Here is a 17253-nt window from a genome sequence, read left to right on the forward strand (position 1 = left end):
TCGCATGCGGGCACGACGACCCTCGTCCGCAGCGATGCTGGTCGCGCTGGCAGCCGTTCTGCTGAGCGCCGGCGGGGTCACCGCCACGATCGGGGCGCCTCAAGGGACGGACGAGGGTCTCGTCGTGTTCTCGGCACCCGGAGAGGATGCCTTCCGGCTGTCGGTCGCCGCGTCGGCCGACAGCCGGTGGCTCCCGACCGCGGACGATTGGCGTCCGGGTGGCGGTCGCCGCAGCGTCGCGCCGCTGCGCACGGACGGCGGGCCGCTGTACCTGGATCCCGGTGGCGCTGTCACGGTGTACCTCTTCATCCGCAACGCCAGCGCTGAGCTTTCCGGCGCGGTCACGATGAGTGTCGTCCCGCCGCTCCAGCAGGAGGCACAGGACGAGTTCTTTGATCACCTCTGCTTCCGCGCCGTGACCGAGGGTCGAGAGGTACTCGAGGGAACCGGCCGCGTCGCGGGACTCGTCGACCGCGAGCTGTCTGCCGGTGAGGTCCGCCGCGTCAGCCTGACGGTGGCGCTTCCCGCCGACGCGCCACCGTCCCTCATCGATCGCATCACCGGTGTGCGTGTTCACGTGCACGCGGAAAACCGCTGACATGACAGGAGAATCACCGTGACCGCCTTCCGCCTTGGGGCCGAGCGCCCGCGCCCTCGGCGCGGCGGCCTCGTCGTTCTGGCCACGGCGCTCGTGGTGGCTCTGTCGGTGCCACCCGTCGTGGCGACGAGTGCCGCGTTCACCAGCGGGGTGGATGCCGCGACGACCCAGTCGGGCGGTGTTCGCCTCGCCCAGGGGCCGTCGGAGGACGACCGCTATCCTGACGCGGCCCATCCGCATGAGATCACGGTGGACACCGACGGTGCGCAGAAGGTCGCTTACCTCGCGAGCGCGCCGGTGGGCCCGCCCGCGGTGGCGACGGCTTCCTTCACCGTCAACGTCCACGTGCTCACTCCGACCCCGCACGTGGTCATACATGCGCGACTGGTCGACCCCAACCCCGACGCGCCGTGGCTGCTGTTCGACGTCCGCGCGGCGGATGCGAGCCTGCTGCCGTCCGGCGCACCCCTGACGGCTGCCGAGATCTCCGCGCTGGACGGCGGGGCGGGGCTTCCTCTGCCCACTCCCGCCGCGGACGGGCTTGCTCTCACCGTGCGTGTGTGGCTCGCGCCGGCCGCGCCGCCATCCGCGTTTGCTGCGACGGTCGTGCCCGCCATCGCCGTCACTGCGGAGACGACGGGTGGTCGCACCGTCACGATGACGGAGAAGCTCTCGTGACCGCCCCGACGACGACGCGGAGGGCCGGGCGCGTGGAGCGCAGGGCCGGGCGTCTGCGCCGGTCGGCCGCCGTCCTGGCGTTCGGGTTCGGCAGTGCGCTCGTTGTCGCCGCAGCGGTACCGCTGCCGGCTGCGGCACAGAGCAGCCAATCGATCGCCGTTCGTGCGCCGGCGCCGGGCCATGCGGTCGATGCGCGCTACTGTGCACCCTCGCCGGGGTTCACGCGCACCGCCACGCTCACCGTGCCGTCGACGGCGGGTCCGGCGGTGACGGCTGCGGACGGCCTGCGTGTCACCCTGCGAAGTGACAGAGGCATCGTCCTCGCCGACGGGCTGAGCGCCGACGAGCTGCGCCGCACCCGCATCGACCTCGGCCGCCTCGCCGCGGATGAGAGCGCCTGCGTGGTCCTCACGGCGCAGATGCCGACCACCGCCGACGACTCCTTCCGCACGGCGGCGGGCGAGGTCACGCTGCGCGTCGACAGCGAGGGGATCCGGCCCGGTGGAGCCCTCGCGGCGACGGGCATGAACGGCGACCACCTGGCGGTGGCGGTCGTGGCGGGCCTCGCGCTCATCCTCGTCACCGGTCTGCTGCTCATCGGCGGTGCCCACCGCCGCGCGCGGCGCCTCGCGTGCGTCGCCGTGTGCACGTGTGGCGTCCTCGTCGTCGGCGCGCTCGCCGTCGGATCGTGGGCCGCGTTCACCGACAAGGCGGTGGTCACCGTCGCTGCGTCCGGTCAGTTCGGCATCGCCGTTCGCGACAGCGCGGGTATCGCGCGCCTGCCGCGCGACGGCCGCGTCACCGTCTCCTACGTCGACACCGGCGACCTCGTGCCGGGCAACACCGCCGTTCTCTCCTTGGCAGTTCTCAACAACTCACTCGCCGCGGACGGCCGCATGGCCCTTCGTCTCACCGCCGCCGGCACGCTCGCTCCCTTCGTCCGCTACAGCGTGTCGATGGATGCCGACGGCTCGTCGAGCGTCCTCGCGGGAACGCCCGACACCCCCGCGACCGGTGTCGCGATGAGCGGTGACGGCCTTCGCGCCGACCTCGGTCTCGTCGCCGCGGCCGGTATTCGGCTCGCCGACGGTGACACCGTTCCGAGTTCCGCGGCCCGTGCGGTGCGCACGTTGACCGTGAAGCTGCATCTCCTCGACGATCCCCGCCTTCACGATCTGACCGGCGGAGACCTCGCACTCCACCTGGAGGTCGTCGGGCGCTCGGCCTGACACCCAACCTCCCCCTCCACCACGCTCGAACGGTTGATATCTCATGACGACTTCCCTCCCCTCTTCGCCCATGACAGAGCGCGATGCCGCGGCGGATGCCGGTGCAGCGGCGCCGCGGCGATTCCTGCGTCTGCTTCGAATGCTGCGGGGCGCCGGTCTCTGGCTCGGCGCCCTCCTCGGGGTCGCCAGCGCGCTGATCGTCATCGTGTGCCTCCTCCTCCAGATGCGCCCCCAGGTCGTCATCTCCGGATCGATGGAGCCGGCATTGCCCGTGGGCTCGCTGCTGCTGGTCGTGCCGACGTCCGCGGACGAGATCCGACCGGGCGACATCATCACGGTGAACAGGCCGGGTGGTCGCGGCCTCGTCACGCATCGCGTGGTGACGACGTCGGTCGTCGACGGACGGGCGACTGTCGAGTTGAAAGGGGACGCCAACGCCACGGTCGATCCCGACCCCTATGTCGTCGGGGCAGCGGAGCGCGTCGTGCTCGCGATTCCCTGGGCGGGCTACGTGGCTGTCGCCGTGAAGTCGCCGCCGATCATGGCGGCGCTCGTCGTCGCAGTGATCGCCGTCATCGGCCTCGGGTTGCTCCCCGCGCGCGAGCGCGCGTCTGGTTGAAATGTTCCCCCGGTGACAGAGTGGGGAGACGATGTTCATGTTCACGTACGAGCTCCGAACTCTCCTCGCCTGTGTGCGTGAGGGACGATCCGCCCATGTCTGCGGTCCGGGCGGCGTGGGCGCGACGACGTTGCTCACAGAGCTGCGGACGACGCTCGAAGCGGAGGGCTTCACTTTGCTCGTGATCACCGGAACGCCCTACATGCGCGATCGGGAGTTCTTCGCGTTACAGCAGTCCCTCGTCACGCTGCCGGCTTCGCGCGCTCCCGTGTCGTACGCCGGTCTCGTGGATGCGGCATCCGCTGCCCTTCTGGGCGCTGCGCAGCGCGCCGTCATCATCGACAGCATCGAGAACGTGGACCGGAGCACGTTGAGTGTGATCCAGGCGGCCGCCGACCGCACGGGGGCACCGGTCGTGCTGTCTCGCGCGTGGAGCATCGGGGCGCTCGTGCGCAACGGGGTGCGCTACACGAGAGACCCGGGCCGGCGCGTCGACCTGCGCCCGCTGGACTTCGTCGCTACTGCGGCGCTGCTCCAGGATCAGCTGGGTGGGCGCCCCGACACCGAGATCGTGTCGCGCATCTTCGCCAAGTCGCACGGCATCACCGGCCTCGCGCTTGCGACCCTCGACGGCGCCCGCGACAACGGCCTGATCGAGCTTCGCGGGGACCGATGGGTCATGACCGGCCAGAACCTCCGCAACCCCCATACGGACGCCTGGCTCGAAACCAGGCTCGCCGGCCTCGATCCCGCATCGTTCGACGGGTTGGAGCATCTGGCCGTCGTCCACTCACGCCCGCAACCCGAGGCCTGTACTCGGGTGGACGAGCAGACCGTGAAAGACCTCGAGGGGCGCGGCCTGATCTCGATGATCACCACATCGGCAGGCCACAGCATCGCCCTGAATCCGCCCGCGCTGAAGGACTTCTTCCTCGACACCTCGGGTCATGCTTTTGCGGGGCTGCAGGGCGATTCTGAGGCCGCCTCCTTCACTCCGGGGGTTCTCGCCCCGGCGAGCGTGGCGCTGTCGGTGCGGGGTTTCCGGGAGCACGTCGATCAACGCCTTCTCGAGCTTGCCGCGGCCTGGGAGCAGACTCCCACCGTGCGCACGGCACTGCCCTACGTGCAGACGCTGCTGGATGTCCCCCGCAGCGAGCGCACCCTGCGCACCGTCTTCGATGTCACCCCGTTGGCATCGGCTGCGACGCCCGAGGAGGGCTTCGACTTCGCCTTCCTCCACTCGTTGTGGGCGGGGCGCAGTCGTCGCGGTGATGCGCGATCGTCGGAGATCTTCCACGAACTGGTCACACTCTTTCCCGTCTGGGCGCGTTCGCTCGAGATCTTCAGTCGGCTTCTCACGCACGGCGCCGACAGCATCGGCGACGACCCGACGCAGGTCTTTTCCGACGTCGGCATCGTCGGAACGGCCGGTGAGGCGCTCTGCATCTCCACCTTCGCCTACGCGAGTCTCATCGAGGGACGCTTCGCGGTCGCGGCGGAGTGGGTCTCGCGGGTTCCGGACTCGGGCTTGCAGATCGTCCGGCGCTTCGTCGGTTTCGTCGAGGCGCTCACCGAACTCGTCGGCGGCGAAGCGCAGCGCGCCCTCGACCGCAGCCTCGCGCGCTTCCAGGAAGCGCAGGACGCTCGCGACCATGCAGCGATTCTGCTGCATGCCTACGTCGCGTCTTTGTCGCTGCTGGGTCTCGCCCGCTGGGATGAGGCCCTCGACGTCGTCGACTCGGCGTTGTCCTACGGTCCGTCGGGCACCGTCAACAATGGCTTGTACCGATCCCTGCTGTGGATGGGTTCCTTCATCAACCTGTGGCTCGGGGACACGAGCATCGCGGCCTTCTTCGAGGCAGAAGCGGAGAGTCTCGATGTCTCCGACGACGCCCTGCCCGGGATGCAGGGCGAGCTCGGCGGCATCCTCCGGCTCCTCATCCAAGATGCTCCCACGCGCGCGATGGAGGCGATGCGCGGCTTCGCCGAGCGGTTGAAGGGTGAACGTCGACTCTTCGCCGCCCTCATGACCGTGCGGATCGGGCTCGCGATCTGGCCGGACATCTCCTCCTTGGAGCTCTTCCGCAGCTACATGATCGAGGCGTACGGCCAAGATCCGGAGAAGCTGTTCGCGCTGGGGGTGGCCTCCTTCAGCGACCCCGAGCGCCTCGTCACGATGGCGAGAGAGTTCGGCGACGACCGCACCGTGCCGTTGGCGCTGCTCCTTCTCGCGGCGCGCAGCAGGCAGGAGCGCGAGAGCACGTCGTCGGAGCTCGGCGTCGCCATCCGGGTGGCGTTCGACGCACTGAAAGCGGATGCCGACATCCCGCTGACCGCAGCGGTCTCTCGAACAGCGGGGGCAGACGACGGTGCCGACGCGCTGTCGGCGCGGGAGACCGAGATCGCGTTGCTCGCTCGCACCCACTCCAACGCGGCGATCGCATCCCGGCTCGGTCTCAGCGTCCGCACGATCGAGAATCACATCCACAGTGCCCTGAAGAAGACGGGTGCCACGAACAGGCAGGAGCTCTTCCAGCTGATCAGTCGGTGAGCGCTCACGAGGACGCGCCGTCACTTCACCCGAACGGTCCCCGTTGCGACCTCGGCCAGCGGACGGGAGAAGACAAGTGCCGGCGCGGACGGGTCGTTCACGTTCAGGAACGAGAACGATTGGGCACCGGAGGGGTATCGTCCGCACCACGCGTAGTCGTAGGCCGCGACGTTCTGCGTGCCGCCCCAGGTGTACAGGCCGTCGTCGCGTGTCACCGCCCAGGTCGTACAGGCCGCCGTCCTGATCTCGCGGACGGCGACGTCGTCGAGGGCCGCGATGCGAGTGGGCAGGAGGACGCGTTCGGCAGGGATCCCTGTCGTGCACGGCACGGAACCGTCCAGATGGCGACCGATGGCCTGGCAGTAGTTGTTCACACCCCAGCCGTAGACGTCGCCGGCGGCGGTGACCGCCGTCACGCTCGTCAGGGTGGCGTTGTAGGAGCGGAACGTGGTCTGCTGCCCCGCGACGCTCACACGTCCGGGGGCGTATCGATAGGTCGGATCGAGACTCCACGTCGAGTCGGTGGTACTCGCGCGGCCAAGGAAGGCGTACCCGTTACGTGCGTCGTTGACAGCCCAGGTGAACAGGGCGCCGTTCTGGAGCAGGAAGCTCCCGGCCAGATCGAACATCGCGGCTTGGCGCACGGGGCAGGTGTCGTCGACGCGGTCGAGCTGCCCGAGGGTGCCGTCGCAGCCGGGCAGCACTTTGTCCTTCATCGCCGTGACGATCGCAACGTACGTGCGGTGTCGAGCCTGCGCCGTCGTCTGCACCTTCGGGTCGTAGACGAGGCCGTCGCCGGTGCGGTAGAGGTCGGGATAGGCCGCGAAGAGTGTGAGGTTTGCGCCCTCGTTCAAGGTCGGCGCGTAGGTGTGCACCTGTCCGGAGCTCAGTCCGTTCGAGTTGTCCCACCCCCAGGTGTAGATCAATCCATTGCGCCCGACGCCCAGACCCAGGTTCGCCCCGTTCCACACCGAGCGCCAACGGATCTTCCCCGCCGTGTCGGGACTGTCCGGCGTGCACCGCCCCGACCCAGGCGTCCAACACGTGTCGTTGGACACAATCGGCAACGGCGTGGCGACGTTGCGACCGTCCGGGCGGGCGATGTTGTCGATGCTGCCCCAGGTCCAGAGGTTGCCGTCGGCGTCGAGGGCGAGAACCTGGTTCTCCGTGCGGGAGATCCGGACGATCCCGCTGAGCACGCGTCGATCGGCGGTGATCACCAGTCCCGCTCGATATTGCTCCGCCTGCGAGATACGACCCCGCCCGATCGAGTCGCGTCCCTTCTCACCGTTGAACGCGTTCTGCGCGGTGCCCCAGGTCCAGACCCGCCCCCGGTCATCGAGTGCGGCGTACCAGCTCTCGCCGATCGGATAATGGAAGTCGGTGCTCCCCCCGACGGCGTCGATGATCCGGACGTCGTTCGGGATGGCGACCTTGGTCGGCGCGGAGCCGTTCGAGGTCGTACCGCCCGCCCCGTCTCCCGCGCGGCGATCACCCGACAGATAGAGCTCGCCCGACTGTGTGATCCACAGCCCCGAGCCGCTGGCGGAGTTGAAGTACACCGGAGGCTCGTCGAGGCGTGCGGATGCGGTGACGAGACGTGACGCGGCATGGGTCGTGTCGGTGAAACCGGCGGAGGTCATCGCCACGGGTGTCAGCACCGCGACCGCGACGGCAGCCAGGACAACAATTCTCTTCTGCACGGGATCTCTCTTCCTGAAGATCGCGTGGCCGGCGACGCGTCGCCGGCGGGCACCTGTCTGGCCGCGATCTCCCGGCGAATCTAGGGGTGGTCATCGGGCGCTAGGTGCCGCCGGGCGCCGCCGCGATCGACCAGAGGCCGCGGGCTCGAGAAGATGAGTGGCGACCGCTACGCCCGCTGAGTGCTGTGAGGTGCCGGGGAGCCTCCACCCGTCGCCGCGCTCCACACCGCGCCGAGAAACACGTTCCGCGCCGAGAAACCCCCGCTGCGGAGATGTCTCGGCGCCAGAGTGGTTTCTCGCTCAGCGCCGCCCGCCGCCGGCGCGCTCAGGGGCGCACGGGCAGCGCCATCGCGCCGGTCATCTCGGCGCCCGGGGAGATCTCCGACCGCGCCGGGGGCACGTAGTCGCGCAGTCGCGCCAGTGCCTCGGTCGCCGCGGTGGCGACGACGAGCATGTCGGTGTAACGGGGGTGTGTGAAGCCGCGGTCGCGCATGTTCGCGACGAAGGCGAGCAGCGGATCGAAGTAGCCCGCGACGTTGAGCAGGCCCACCGGCTTCTCGTGGATGCCGAGCTGCGCCCACGTCCACTGCTCGGTGAGCTCTTCGAGCGTGCCCGGCCCGCCGGGAAGGGCGAGGAAGGCGTCGGCGCGGTCGGCCATGAGCATCTTCCGCTCGTGCATCGTGTCCACGACGATCAGCTCGGTCAGATCCTCGTTGACGGCTTCGCGCGCCTGGAGAGCTCGCGGGATGATGCCCGTGACCTCCGCCCCCGCGGCGAGCGCGGCATCGGCGACCGTCCCCATCAGTCCCACGTGGCCCCCGCCGTACACGAGCGCCATGCCCGCCTGGCCGATCGCCGTGCCGACGGCGCGCGCCGCCTCGACGTAGACCGGGTCGAATCCGGGCGAGGATCCGCAGAAGACCGTGACCGTGAAACGCGACATGCACAGACGCTAATCGGCGCGTGTTTCCACGACGTGCACGGGTGTTTCCATGCCGTGACAGGTCGGAAACATGGCCTGATTAGCGTGCAGAGCATGTCGCTCCTCGTCACTCACGCTCGTCTGATCACCGTCCCCGCCGGCACCGAGGACCCGGGCTACGTCGAGGACGGGTGGATGCTCGTGGGCGATGACGGCCGCATCGCCGCCCTCGGCGCGGGCACCCCGCCGGTCCGCACCGACGCCGACGAGACGCTCGACGTCGCGGGGGCGTTCGTCGCTCCCGGATTCGTGTCGAGCCACTCGCACCTGTTCACGAGCGGTCTGCGTGGGCTCGGCGTGGCCGACACCCTGTACGGCTGGTGCGACGCGATGCTCGGCACCACCGCCCACATGAGCGCCGATCAGCTCTACTGGGCGACGTTGCACGGCTCCCTCGACTTCCTGTCGAACGGTGTGACGACGGCGTACAACTTCACCGACCCGTTGCAGGCGTGGGAGCCGATGGTCGATGGCAAGCGCACGGGCACCGCGGGCCTGCGCGGGCTCGAGTACCACTGGCGTCAGGCGGAGGGCACGCGCGACTCCGGCATCCGCTTCGTGGATGCCGCCGGCATGGATGTCACCGCCGGAACCCCCGACGAGGTGTTCGACCGCTTCGCCGCCGAGGTCGCCCACACCCGCACGTTCGATGCGGACTACGCGCTCGGCTCGTCGATCATGGGCCAGGTTCAGTGGTCTCCCCACCCGGATGCCGCGGCCTTCGAAGTCGAGGCGATGCGCCGGTACGGGGTCACGAATCAGGCGCACTTCCTCGAGTCGCCCGAGGCCGTCGAGCACCAGCGGTCGAAGTTCGCGCTGTACCGCGACGCCGGAGCCCTCGAACTCGGACTCGTGTTCGGCCACTTCATCCAGACGACGCCGGAGATCATCGCGCAGTCGGTGGCCGGGGGCGCGGCGATGTCGTGGCAGCCGGCATCCAACGGTCGTCTCGCCTCGGGCACCGCGCTCGTACCCGAGATGCTCGCGATGGGGATGAAGGTGGGGGTCGGTCTCGACGACCAGGCCTGCACCGACGTCAGCGACCCGTGGCAGAACATGCGCATCGGCATCTACGCGCAGCGGGCGCGGACGAAGGACCCGCTGTCGATGATGCCCGAGCAGATGCTCCGGCTGCACACCCTCGGATCGGCCGAGATCATGGGTGTCGCCGATCGCGTCGGTTCGCTCGAGGTCGGCAAGTTCGCCGACTTCGTCGTGGTCGACCCCCGCCGTCCCGACGTCGGGCCGCTGTGGCACCCCGTGCGCTCGTACGTGCTGGCGATGAGCCCGCGCAATCTGAAGGCCGTCTACGTCGGCGGTCGTCTCGTGAACGCGGAGGGCGTCTCGACCAACCCCCTCGCCGAGGAGGCGTCGGCGAAGGTGCACGAGCTGCCCGCCGCCGTGATCCCGCTGCGCGGCCACCCGCACTGAGCCCCTCTGCGCTGTCGCCTCCGCCCGGGCGAACTGCAAGGGATGCCGTGTGACGCGCGGCGCGGGCCCTCAGCGCCCGGTGGCCATGCCCATGCGGGCCAGCACGATGTTCTCCACGATCTGCACGAGGTTGTAGAGCACGAGCGTGATCAGGGTGATGAGGGCGATCGAGGTCCACAGCTGAGCGAACTGCGCCTGCGCGTTGAACTTCAGGATCGATCCGCCGATGCCGGTGCCGGTCGAGAGCCACTCCGCCAGCAGGGCACCGGTCACGGCTCCCGGCACCGATACGCGCGCTGCGGCGAACACCGACGGCAGCGCCCCGGGCAGGTTGACCTTGCGCAGCGCCGTGAACCGGCCGCCCCCGAAGACGTGCACGACGTCGAGGCTCTGCCGGCTGGCGCGGCTCAATCCGAACAGCACGTTGGCCAGGGCCGGGAAGAGCACCACCACGGTGCCGATGACGGCGACGGATGCCGGGGTGCCGCGCCCGGTGACGAGGATGATGACCGGAGCGATCGACACGAGGGGAATGGTGCGCAGCAGCAGTACGAGGGGCATGACGCCCGCCTCGATCGCCTTCGACAGGCTGAACGCGATGGCCAGGATGATCGCGACGATCATGCCGACGACGAATCCGATCCACGCGTCGAGCAGCGTCTGGCCGACGAGCGGGAACATCTGCGCCCGGTTGGCCTCCGCCTTGGGCGCGGTGACGAGGAACGTCCACACGTCGAGCGGACCCTTCGCGATGTAGGGCGAGATGCCGGTGAGGCTGACGATCGCCTGCCAGAGCAGCAGCAGGACGAGCAGCGTGATGCCGGCGTTGCCGAGCGAGCGTCGCAGGGTGCGCCGGAGCCCGCGCCGCCGCTCCGCGCGCAGGCGCGCGACGGCGATCGGGTCGGCCGTGCCGACGTGGGATGCCGCGGGTGTCGCCGGGGACGCGTCGATGACGTTCACACTCACACCGCCTTTCCGGCCACCCACGGGGTGACGAGTCTGATGAGAAGACCGAACAGTCCATAGGCGACGAGGGCGAACACGGCGCACAGGAGGAACACCGACCAGACGCCGGCGGAGTCGAGCTGGCCCTGCAGTCGGATCAGCGTCGGTCCGACGCCGGCCGTGATGGCGCCGAGGTATTCGCCGAGCACGGCGCCGAGGAAGGCGGTCGGCACGGCGATCTGCAACGCCGTGAGGATGGCGGGAAGCGCGGCGATGAGCCGTACCTTGCGCAACTGGGTCCATCGTCCGCCGCCGTAGACGCGCACGACGTCCAGCGCCGCCTTGTCGGCGGAGGTGAATCCGAGGATCGCGCCGACGACCGTCGTGAACACGCACACCAGGGCGGCGAGGAAGATCGCGGTCGCCGAGGGGTCGCCGGGGTTCTTGGCGCCGCCGAGGACGACGATCGAGATTCCTCCGACCGCGACGATCGGGAGGCAATAGGTGACGACCGCGATCTGCGTGATCACTGTCTCGGTGCGCGGGAAGACGAGCACGACCGTCGCCAGCAGCAGGGCGATGCCGTTGCCCCAGAGGTAGCCGATCGCCGCCGCGGTGATGGTCGGCTGGAACACGCCCCAGGCGCCCGCGATGTTGCCCTGCACGAACAGCCAGTCCACGACCGCCCACGGCGACGGGACGGGGGTGTAGCTCGTGCCGTCCGCCGGGCGGAAAGCGGTCAGCGAGAACAGCCACCACACGCCCACCAGGACGACGGCGCCGACGAGTCCCGCGACCCAGCCGGGCACGCGCACGCGAGCCACGGCTACGCCTCGGCCTCGGCGCGGCCGTCGTGTCCGAACAGCAGCTCGGAGGCGCGGTCGACGAGCGCGTGGAACTCGGGCGTGCGCATCATCTCGGGCGTGCGCGGGCGCGGCAGGTCGACCTCGATGATCTCCTTGACCCGCCCGGGCCGCGGCGACATGACGGCGACGCGGTCGGCGAGGAAGATCGCCTCGCTGATGCCGTGGGTCACCAGCAGAGTCGTCGCCGGCTTCTCGGTCCAGATGCGCAGCAGCTCGAGGTTGAGGTTCTGCCGGGTCATGTCGTCGAGGGCGCCGAAAGGTTCGTCCAGCAGCAGCACGGACGGCTTCAGGACGAGGGCGCGTGCGATCGACGCGCGCTGGCGCATGCCGCCCGACAGCTGGGCGGGCTTCGCGTCGGCGAAGTCGCGGAGGCCCACGAGGTCGATCAGCTCGTCGACGTAGCCGCGGTCGACCTTGCGACCGGCGACCTCGAAGGGCAGCTCGATGTTCTTGCGGATGCTGCGCCACGGCAGCAGTGCGTGGTCTTGGAAGGCGATACCCAGCTCGCTCTTGGCGCGCAGCTGGTCGGGGGTCTCGCCGTCGACGAGCGCGACGCCGTCGGTCGGGTGATCCAGAGCGGCGAGGATGCGCAGGATCGTCGACTTGCCGCAGCCCGAGGGGCCGAGCAGAGCGAGGAACGACCCCTTGTCGGTGTGCAGGTCGGTGCCCTGCAGCGCCTGCAGCGAACGCCCGCCGCGCAGCGTGAACGACTTGGAGACTCCGGAGATCTGGATGCCGGTGCCGGCGGCAGTCGCGCCGGCACCGGCATCCATCGTGGATGACACGGACATCTCGTTAGGGCAGGTACTTCTTGAGCTCGGGGTGCTCGGCATAGATCTCGTCGATGATCGACGTGTCGAACAGCTGGTCGGCCGTCAGCTCCCAGCCCGAGGCCTTCAGCGACGCGAGGGTCTGGCTCTTCAGGTCGTCCGAGATCGTGAACAGGCCGTTGGCCTGGGTCTCATCGGTCGAGATGAGCTTCGCCTGCGCCTCGATGCCGGCCTTGACCTTGGCGGGGTTCAGCTCGCCGAAGGTGAGGTCGCCGGCCGCGGCCGAGTCGTTGTAGTGCTTCGTGACGACCGACACGGTGTCGTCGACAGGCTTGGTGAACGTGTCGGTCCAGCCCTTGATCTCGGCGATGAGGAAGGCCTTCAGCAGGTCCTTGTGCTCGGCGAGGTACTGGTCGGTGACGGCGTACGACTCGGCGACGTAGGGCAGACCGTTCTCGGCATACGCGAGGTTGGTGGTCTGGTAGCCGGCCATCGAGACCGTGATCGCCTCGTTGGTGAGGTAGGCCATGAAGCCGTCGACGTCGCCGTTCATGAGAGGGGTCGGATCGAAGTCGACGGGCACGATCGTCAGCTGGCTCTCCGAGATGCCGTTCGCGGCGAGAAGCGCCTTGAACACCGAGGCGTTGGAGTCCTGCACGCCGATCTTCTTGCCGATGAGGTCCTTCGGGGTCGCGATGTTGCCCTTGTCCTTCAGCGACAGGATCGTGAAGGGGTTCTTCTGGAAGGTCGTCGCGATGATCTTCAGCGGGGCGCTCTGCTCCGACACGGCGGCGCCGACGGACGCGGCATCGGTCAACGCCACCTGAACCGAGCCGGAGAGGAGCTTGGCGACACCCGTGTCGGGGCCGGCGACGCCGGTCACCTTGGAGAAGCCCGCCTGGTCGTAGTAGCCGTTGTCGTAGGCGTAGAACTCGCCCGCGAACTCCTCGTTCTTGATCCACGAGTACTGCACGCTGATGTCGCCGTAGCTGGCGGCCTCACCGGATGCCGAGGGGCTCGCCGCCCCTCCGGACGAGGAACAGGCCGAGAGGGCGAGGGCTGCGGCGGCGGCGACCGCCAGAATGATTCCGCCGCGGCGGCGACGGCTGGAGCGTGAGTGCATCGGGTCTCCCGGGTGCTGTGTCTTGTGCTGTGGATGCAGAACGGGCTGCGGTGATTCTGGAGACGATAGGTGTCTCACATTTCCGGCGTTTGCCCGTTCGTGTTTCGGTGGTGTGACGCGAGGCGCCAGACACGGTCGCGGCGAAACGGCTGCTCGTAGGGTCGAGCGCCGAGTGCGCGGGCGATGGCATTGCCGATCGCCGGCGCCACGGGGTTGTACGGCGACTCGCTCATCGACTTCGCGCCGAAGGGTCCGAGGTCGTCGGCGGTGTCGGCGAAGTACACCTCGGTGTCGGGGACATCGCCGAACTGGGGCACCCGGTACAGCCGGAAGACGGGGGTGGTGACCTTGCCGTCCTCGACCATGACCTCTTCGTACAGGGCGCTGCCGATGCCCTGCGCCACCCCGCCCTCGATCTGTCCGCGGCACTGCGCGGGATTCATCACGAATCCCGCATCCGCCGACTGGATCGACTGCAGAATGCGGACGACGCCGGTGCGCGGGTCGACGGCGACGCGGACCGCGTGGACGTTGAACGCCAGCGAACGGTGCTCACCCAGCTCGCTGCCGTCGGCGGTGAGCTCGCCCTCCGCCGTCAGCTCGCCGAGTCGCACGACGCGAACCGGCGTGTATACGCCGTCAGGCATGAGTCGGGCCGCCGCGGCATCCGTGCCGGTCAGCTCGGCCGCACGGGCACGCATTCGCGCGGCGAGCGCGAGGCAGGCGGCGTGCAGCGCCTTGCCCGCGACGGTGATGCCGGCCGATGCGAACGCGCCCGTGTCGTGGGCGACGGCGTCGGTGTCGGCGTGCCAGAGCTCGATGCCGTCGGGGTCGGCACAGAGGTCGGTGACCGCGATCTGGCGGAGCACCGTCGTGGTGCCGTTGCCGAACTCGGCAGTGCCGGCTCGCAGCAGGTATGTGCCGTCGGCGCGGAGGGTCACGCTCGTGTGCGCGATGTGGCCGAAGGGCGCCATCGTGGCGATCATCGCCGCCGCGACCCCTTCGCCGACGAGCCATCCTGCAGGGGCCTGGACGCCGTTGCCGCGACGCAGCGCGGACTCGGCGAGGTCGAGGCACTGATCGAACCCGTAGCTGCCCCACACGAGGTCGTCGTGGCCCGGGTCGTCCTGCGGGGTGACGGCGTTGCGCCGGCGCAGCTCGAACGGGTCGATGCCCAGACGCTCCGACAGCTGGTCCATCGCCGACTCCACGCCGAGCACCACCTGGCCGAGCCCGTATCCGCGGAACGCGCCCGACGGCACGTTGTTCGTGTACACGACCTCCGCGTCGAGCCGTTTGAGCGGAACCCGGTAGATCGTCGTCGACTCGGCGAGGGAGTGGAACATCACGCCGCGCGAATGGTTGCCGTACGCGCCCGTGTCGCTCAGCAGGTCGATCGCCATCGCGGTCAGCCGCCCCTCGGCATCCGCGCCGAGCGTGACGCTCACCCGCATCGGATGCCGGACGGCGGCCCGCTGGAACTCGTCGGCGCGGCTGAACTCGAACGCCACCGGGCGGCGGGTGCGCAGCACCGCGAGTGCGACGAGGTCCTCGGTGAACATCTCCTGCTTGCCACCGAATCCGCCCCCGAGGCGGGCCGTGTGCACGCGCACGCGGTCGCGGTCCAGGCCGAAGATGTGCGCGATCTCGTCGCGCGCCAGAAACGGCACCTGCGTCGAGGAGCGCAGCACCAGGCGGCCGTCGTCGTCGAGCCAGCCGATCGAGCCGTGGGTCTCCAGCTGCGCGTGCGTGACCCTCGCGGTCTGCCACGTCCCGGTCACCGTCACGGCGCTCGCGGCCAGGGCGGCCTCGAGCTCGGCGGCGTCGGGCCCGGCGTGCACGCTCGCGATGACGTTGCGCTCCGCTTCGTCGACGCGGTCGGCCGGTGTGCGGTCGGGGTGCAGCAGCGGAGCGCCGGGGCGGCGCGCCTCGTCCGGGTCGAAGACGGCGGGGAGGGGCTCGTAGTCCACACGGACGAGCCGGCACGCCTCGTCCGCGGCCTCGGCGGTCTCGGCGACCACCGCGGCGACCCGCTGTCCGATGTGGCGGACCACGTCGTCGAGCATGCGCGTGTCGTCGGGATCGTCGGTGCGGTGTTCATGCCGTCCGGTGGAATAGCGCACGTCGGGGACGTCGGCGTGCGTGAAGATCGCGACGACGCCGGGCACGGCGAGGGCGGCCGCGGTGTCGATCGCCGTGATGCGCGCGTGCGCGTGAGGGCTCGTGACCAGCCGCAGCACGAGGGCGTCGGCCGCCGGGTGACCCGGCTCGAGATCGAAGGTGAAGCTCTCGCGCCCCTGCGTCAGCCGCGGGCCGGCGGCAGGCACGACAGAGCGGCCGACGACGCCCGGTTCGGATGCCGCGGCATCCGCCCCGCCTCGCTGTGCCGACCGCCCCGTCTCGCGCACCGCGGTCATGATCGCCTCGCGGATCGGGCGATACCCCGTGCAGCGGCAGAGGTTGCCCTTCATGCGACGGTCGAGGTCGTCGAGGTCGCTCTCGCAGAGCGTCGACGCCGTCACGCTCATCCCCGGCGTGCAGAACCCGCACTGGAAGCCGAAGCCGCTGGCCAGCGCCTTCTGCACCGGATGCAGCTCATCGCCCGGCGCGAGTCCGGCCGCCGTGGTGACGTGTCGACCCTCGACACGACCGGCGGGAATGAGGCAGGAGTGCACGGGCTCGCCGTCCAGCAGCACGGTGCAGGCGCCGCAGTCGCCCGCGTCGCAACCCTTCTTGACCTCGGTGTGGCCCGTCTCGCGCAGGAGGGTGCGCAGGCACTGGCCCGGACGCGGCTCGGCATCCACCTCGGCGCCGTCGACGACCCACTTCATGCGAGCTCCCTCCGGATGTCCTCCGCGAGCGCGGCGGCGACACCGCGACGCCAGTCGGCCGACCCGAGCGGGTCGGTGTAGTACCCCGGGGATTCCTCGATGGCGGCGGCGAGGGTCGCGGCATCCGGCAGCGCGGTGAAGCGCAGCACCGTGGGACGCCAGGTCGCCGCCGTCACACCGAAGACACTGGCGCCGTCGGGGTCGACCCGGCCCGTGACGACGGCTCCCGAGCGGCCGTGCTCGGCCAGGGCGATCTTGCGCAGCGCGGCGCGCGAGCGCAGCGCGTGGGCGGGCAGGCGGATCGCGCGCAGCACCTCGCCCCGCGCGAGAGACGTCGTTCCATTGCCCGTCACGAGCTCGGCGACGGGCAGCTCGCGGTCGCCGTCGTCGCTCCAGATCTCGGCGACGCCGTCGAGCCCGGCACACAGCGACACCATCGCGCCCGCCGCGAAAGCGCGGCAGACGTTGCCGCCGACGGTGGCGGTGTTCCAGATCTTGAACGAGGCGAGGAGGGCGTTCGCGGCATCCGGGATGATCGAGGCGGCCGTCCACGGTGCCGGGGCCTTCTGCGCGAACGCGACGAGGCGTGCGATGGTGCACGTCGCGGCGATGCGCAGACCCTCGGCATCGGCGTCGAGGTCGGCCCAGCCCATGCCGGTGAGGTCGACGAACCCGGTCGTTGCGGGCTGCGGCTCGCTCATCAGCCAGGTGCCGCCCGCCATGATCGTCTCGCCCTCGGCGAGCCGGAGGTCGTCACGGGTGCGCGCCGTCCGGAACGAGCGCACGGTGGTGATGTCCATGTGTCGCTCCGATCTGGGTCACGTCCCGTCCGCGGCGTCGGGTGCGCGGGCCGGATCGGGTTCGAGTGAAACAGAGTGCCGTTTCGCCCGTGTTTCACGCGCACGCAACAGGCCCGCAACGAGCGGC

At 69.9% G+C, this 17253-nt stretch carries 14 protein-coding genes; 6 read left to right on the top strand and 8 right to left on the bottom strand.

All coding sequences use genetic code 11. The features are described from left to right. The first annotated feature begins 4 nt into the window (after nucleotides 1-4). From PP359_RS09315 to PP359_RS09335, 5 genes are read left to right on the top strand one after another with little or no spacing between them, the layout of a single operon-like run. The gene (locus PP359_RS09315; protein ID WP_499250414.1) at nucleotides 5-598 is read left to right on the top strand and encodes a hypothetical protein; all 594 of its coding nucleotides are present in this window, start codon (nucleotides 5-7) and stop codon (nucleotides 596-598) included. A gap of 18 nt (nucleotides 599-616) precedes the next feature. Further along, the gene (locus tag PP359_RS09320) at nucleotides 617-1276 is read left to right on the top strand and encodes a hypothetical protein (RefSeq protein WP_499250415.1); all 660 of its coding nucleotides are present in this window, start codon (nucleotides 617-619) and stop codon (nucleotides 1274-1276) included. Further along, nucleotides 1273-2505 carry a hypothetical protein gene (locus PP359_RS09325; protein WP_499250416.1) on the top strand — a complete coding sequence of 411 codons (1233 nt, stop codon included), beginning with the start codon at nucleotides 1273-1275 and terminating at the stop codon, nucleotides 2503-2505. Before PP359_RS09320 ends, PP359_RS09325 begins: the two co-directional genes overlap by 4 nt. 43 nt (nucleotides 2506-2548) lie before the next feature. Next, nucleotides 2549-3124: a signal peptidase I gene (locus PP359_RS09330; protein ID WP_499250417.1), complete on the top strand. Its 576-nt coding sequence runs from the start codon at nucleotides 2549-2551 to the stop codon at nucleotides 3122-3124. 31 nt (nucleotides 3125-3155) lie between these two features. Next, the gene (locus PP359_RS09335; protein WP_499250418.1) at nucleotides 3156-5675 is read left to right on the top strand and encodes a helix-turn-helix transcriptional regulator; all 2520 of its coding nucleotides are present in this window, start codon (nucleotides 3156-3158) and stop codon (nucleotides 5673-5675) included. A 20-nt stretch (nucleotides 5676-5695) separates the two neighbouring features. Here the strand turns inward: PP359_RS09335 and PP359_RS09340 are convergent, their stop codons facing one another. Together PP359_RS09340 and PP359_RS09345 are read right to left on the bottom strand one after the other, a co-directional pair. After that, nucleotides 5696-7378 (bottom strand): RCC1 domain-containing protein, encoded by a 1683-nt coding sequence (locus tag PP359_RS09340; RefSeq protein ID WP_499250419.1) that lies wholly within the window; start codon nucleotides 7376-7378, stop codon nucleotides 5696-5698. A 325-nt stretch (nucleotides 7379-7703) separates the two neighbouring features. Further along, nucleotides 7704-8321 carry an LOG family protein gene (locus PP359_RS09345; protein WP_036321118.1) on the bottom strand — a complete coding sequence of 206 codons (618 nt, stop codon included), beginning with the start codon at nucleotides 8319-8321 and terminating at the stop codon, nucleotides 7704-7706. A 93-nt stretch (nucleotides 8322-8414) separates the two neighbouring features. Between PP359_RS09345 and PP359_RS09350 the strand changes: the two genes are divergently transcribed. Further along, nucleotides 8415-9791 (top strand): amidohydrolase family protein, encoded by a 1377-nt coding sequence (locus PP359_RS09350; protein ID WP_499250420.1) that lies wholly within the window; start codon nucleotides 8415-8417, stop codon nucleotides 9789-9791. A gap of 69 nt (nucleotides 9792-9860) precedes the next feature. Here the strand turns inward: PP359_RS09350 and PP359_RS09355 are convergent, their stop codons facing one another. From PP359_RS09355 to PP359_RS09380, 6 genes are all read right to left on the bottom strand, one after another. Further along, nucleotides 9861-10751 (bottom strand): ABC transporter permease, encoded by an 891-nt coding sequence (locus PP359_RS09355; RefSeq protein ID WP_499250421.1) that lies wholly within the window; start codon nucleotides 10749-10751, stop codon nucleotides 9861-9863. A 2-nt stretch (nucleotides 10752-10753) separates the two neighbouring features. Next, the gene (locus PP359_RS09360; RefSeq protein WP_036321123.1) at nucleotides 10754-11560 is read right to left on the bottom strand and encodes an ABC transporter permease; all 807 of its coding nucleotides are present in this window, start codon (nucleotides 11558-11560) and stop codon (nucleotides 10754-10756) included. 2 nt (nucleotides 11561-11562) lie between these two features. Beyond that, nucleotides 11563-12393 carry an ABC transporter ATP-binding protein gene (locus tag PP359_RS09365; protein WP_499250422.1) on the bottom strand — a complete coding sequence of 277 codons (831 nt, stop codon included), beginning with the start codon at nucleotides 12391-12393 and terminating at the stop codon, nucleotides 11563-11565. Nucleotides 12394-12397: 4 nt separating this feature from the next. Next, nucleotides 12398-13495, bottom strand: a complete 1098-nt coding sequence (locus PP359_RS09370) for an ABC transporter substrate-binding protein (protein ID WP_295818284.1) — start codon at nucleotides 13493-13495, stop codon at nucleotides 12398-12400. A 74-nt stretch (nucleotides 13496-13569) separates the two neighbouring features. Then, entirely contained in the window at nucleotides 13570-16326 is a 2757-nt protein-coding gene (locus PP359_RS09375) for a molybdopterin-dependent oxidoreductase (RefSeq protein ID WP_112932069.1), read from the bottom strand. Continuing rightward, nucleotides 16323-17126 (bottom strand): FAD binding domain-containing protein, encoded by an 804-nt coding sequence (locus PP359_RS09380; RefSeq protein ID WP_112932068.1) that lies wholly within the window; start codon nucleotides 17124-17126, stop codon nucleotides 16323-16325. The genes PP359_RS09375 and PP359_RS09380 overlap by 4 nt, the downstream gene beginning before the upstream one ends. Nucleotides 17127-17253 lie beyond the last annotated feature (127 nt).

The organism is Sphingomonas sp. BLCC-B65, from assembly GCF_028550675.1.
In the GTDB taxonomy this organism is placed as follows: domain Bacteria; phylum Actinomycetota; class Actinomycetes; order Actinomycetales; family Microbacteriaceae; genus Microbacterium.

Bases quoted from the DNA above. Each gene is read 5' to 3' on its own strand.
- PP359_RS09350 (WP_499250420.1), top strand. From the start codon at position 8,415: ATGTCGCTCCTCGTCACTCACGCTCGTCTGATCACCGTCCCCGCCGGC.
- PP359_RS09315 (WP_499250414.1), top strand. From the start codon at position 5: ATGCGGGCACGACGACCCTCGTCCGCAGCGATGCTGGTCGCGCTGGCA.
- PP359_RS09345 (WP_036321118.1), bottom strand. From the start codon at position 8,321: ATGTCGCGTTTCACGGTCACGGTCTTCTGCGGATCCTCGCCCGGATTC.
- PP359_RS09330 (WP_499250417.1), top strand. From the start codon at position 2,549: ATGACGACTTCCCTCCCCTCTTCGCCCATGACAGAGCGCGATGCCGCG.
- PP359_RS09380 (WP_112932068.1), bottom strand. From the start codon at position 17,126: ATGGACATCACCACCGTGCGCTCGTTCCGGACGGCGCGCACCCGTGAC.
- PP359_RS09335 (WP_499250418.1), top strand. From the start codon at position 3,156: ATGTTCATGTTCACGTACGAGCTCCGAACTCTCCTCGCCTGTGTGCGT.
- PP359_RS09365 (WP_499250422.1), bottom strand. From the start codon at position 12,393: ATGTCCGTGTCATCCACGATGGATGCCGGTGCCGGCGCGACTGCCGCC.
- PP359_RS09370 (WP_295818284.1), bottom strand. From the start codon at position 13,495: ATGCACTCACGCTCCAGCCGTCGCCGCCGCGGCGGAATCATTCTGGCG.
- PP359_RS09375 (WP_112932069.1), bottom strand. From the start codon at position 16,326: ATGAAGTGGGTCGTCGACGGCGCCGAGGTGGATGCCGAGCCGCGTCCG.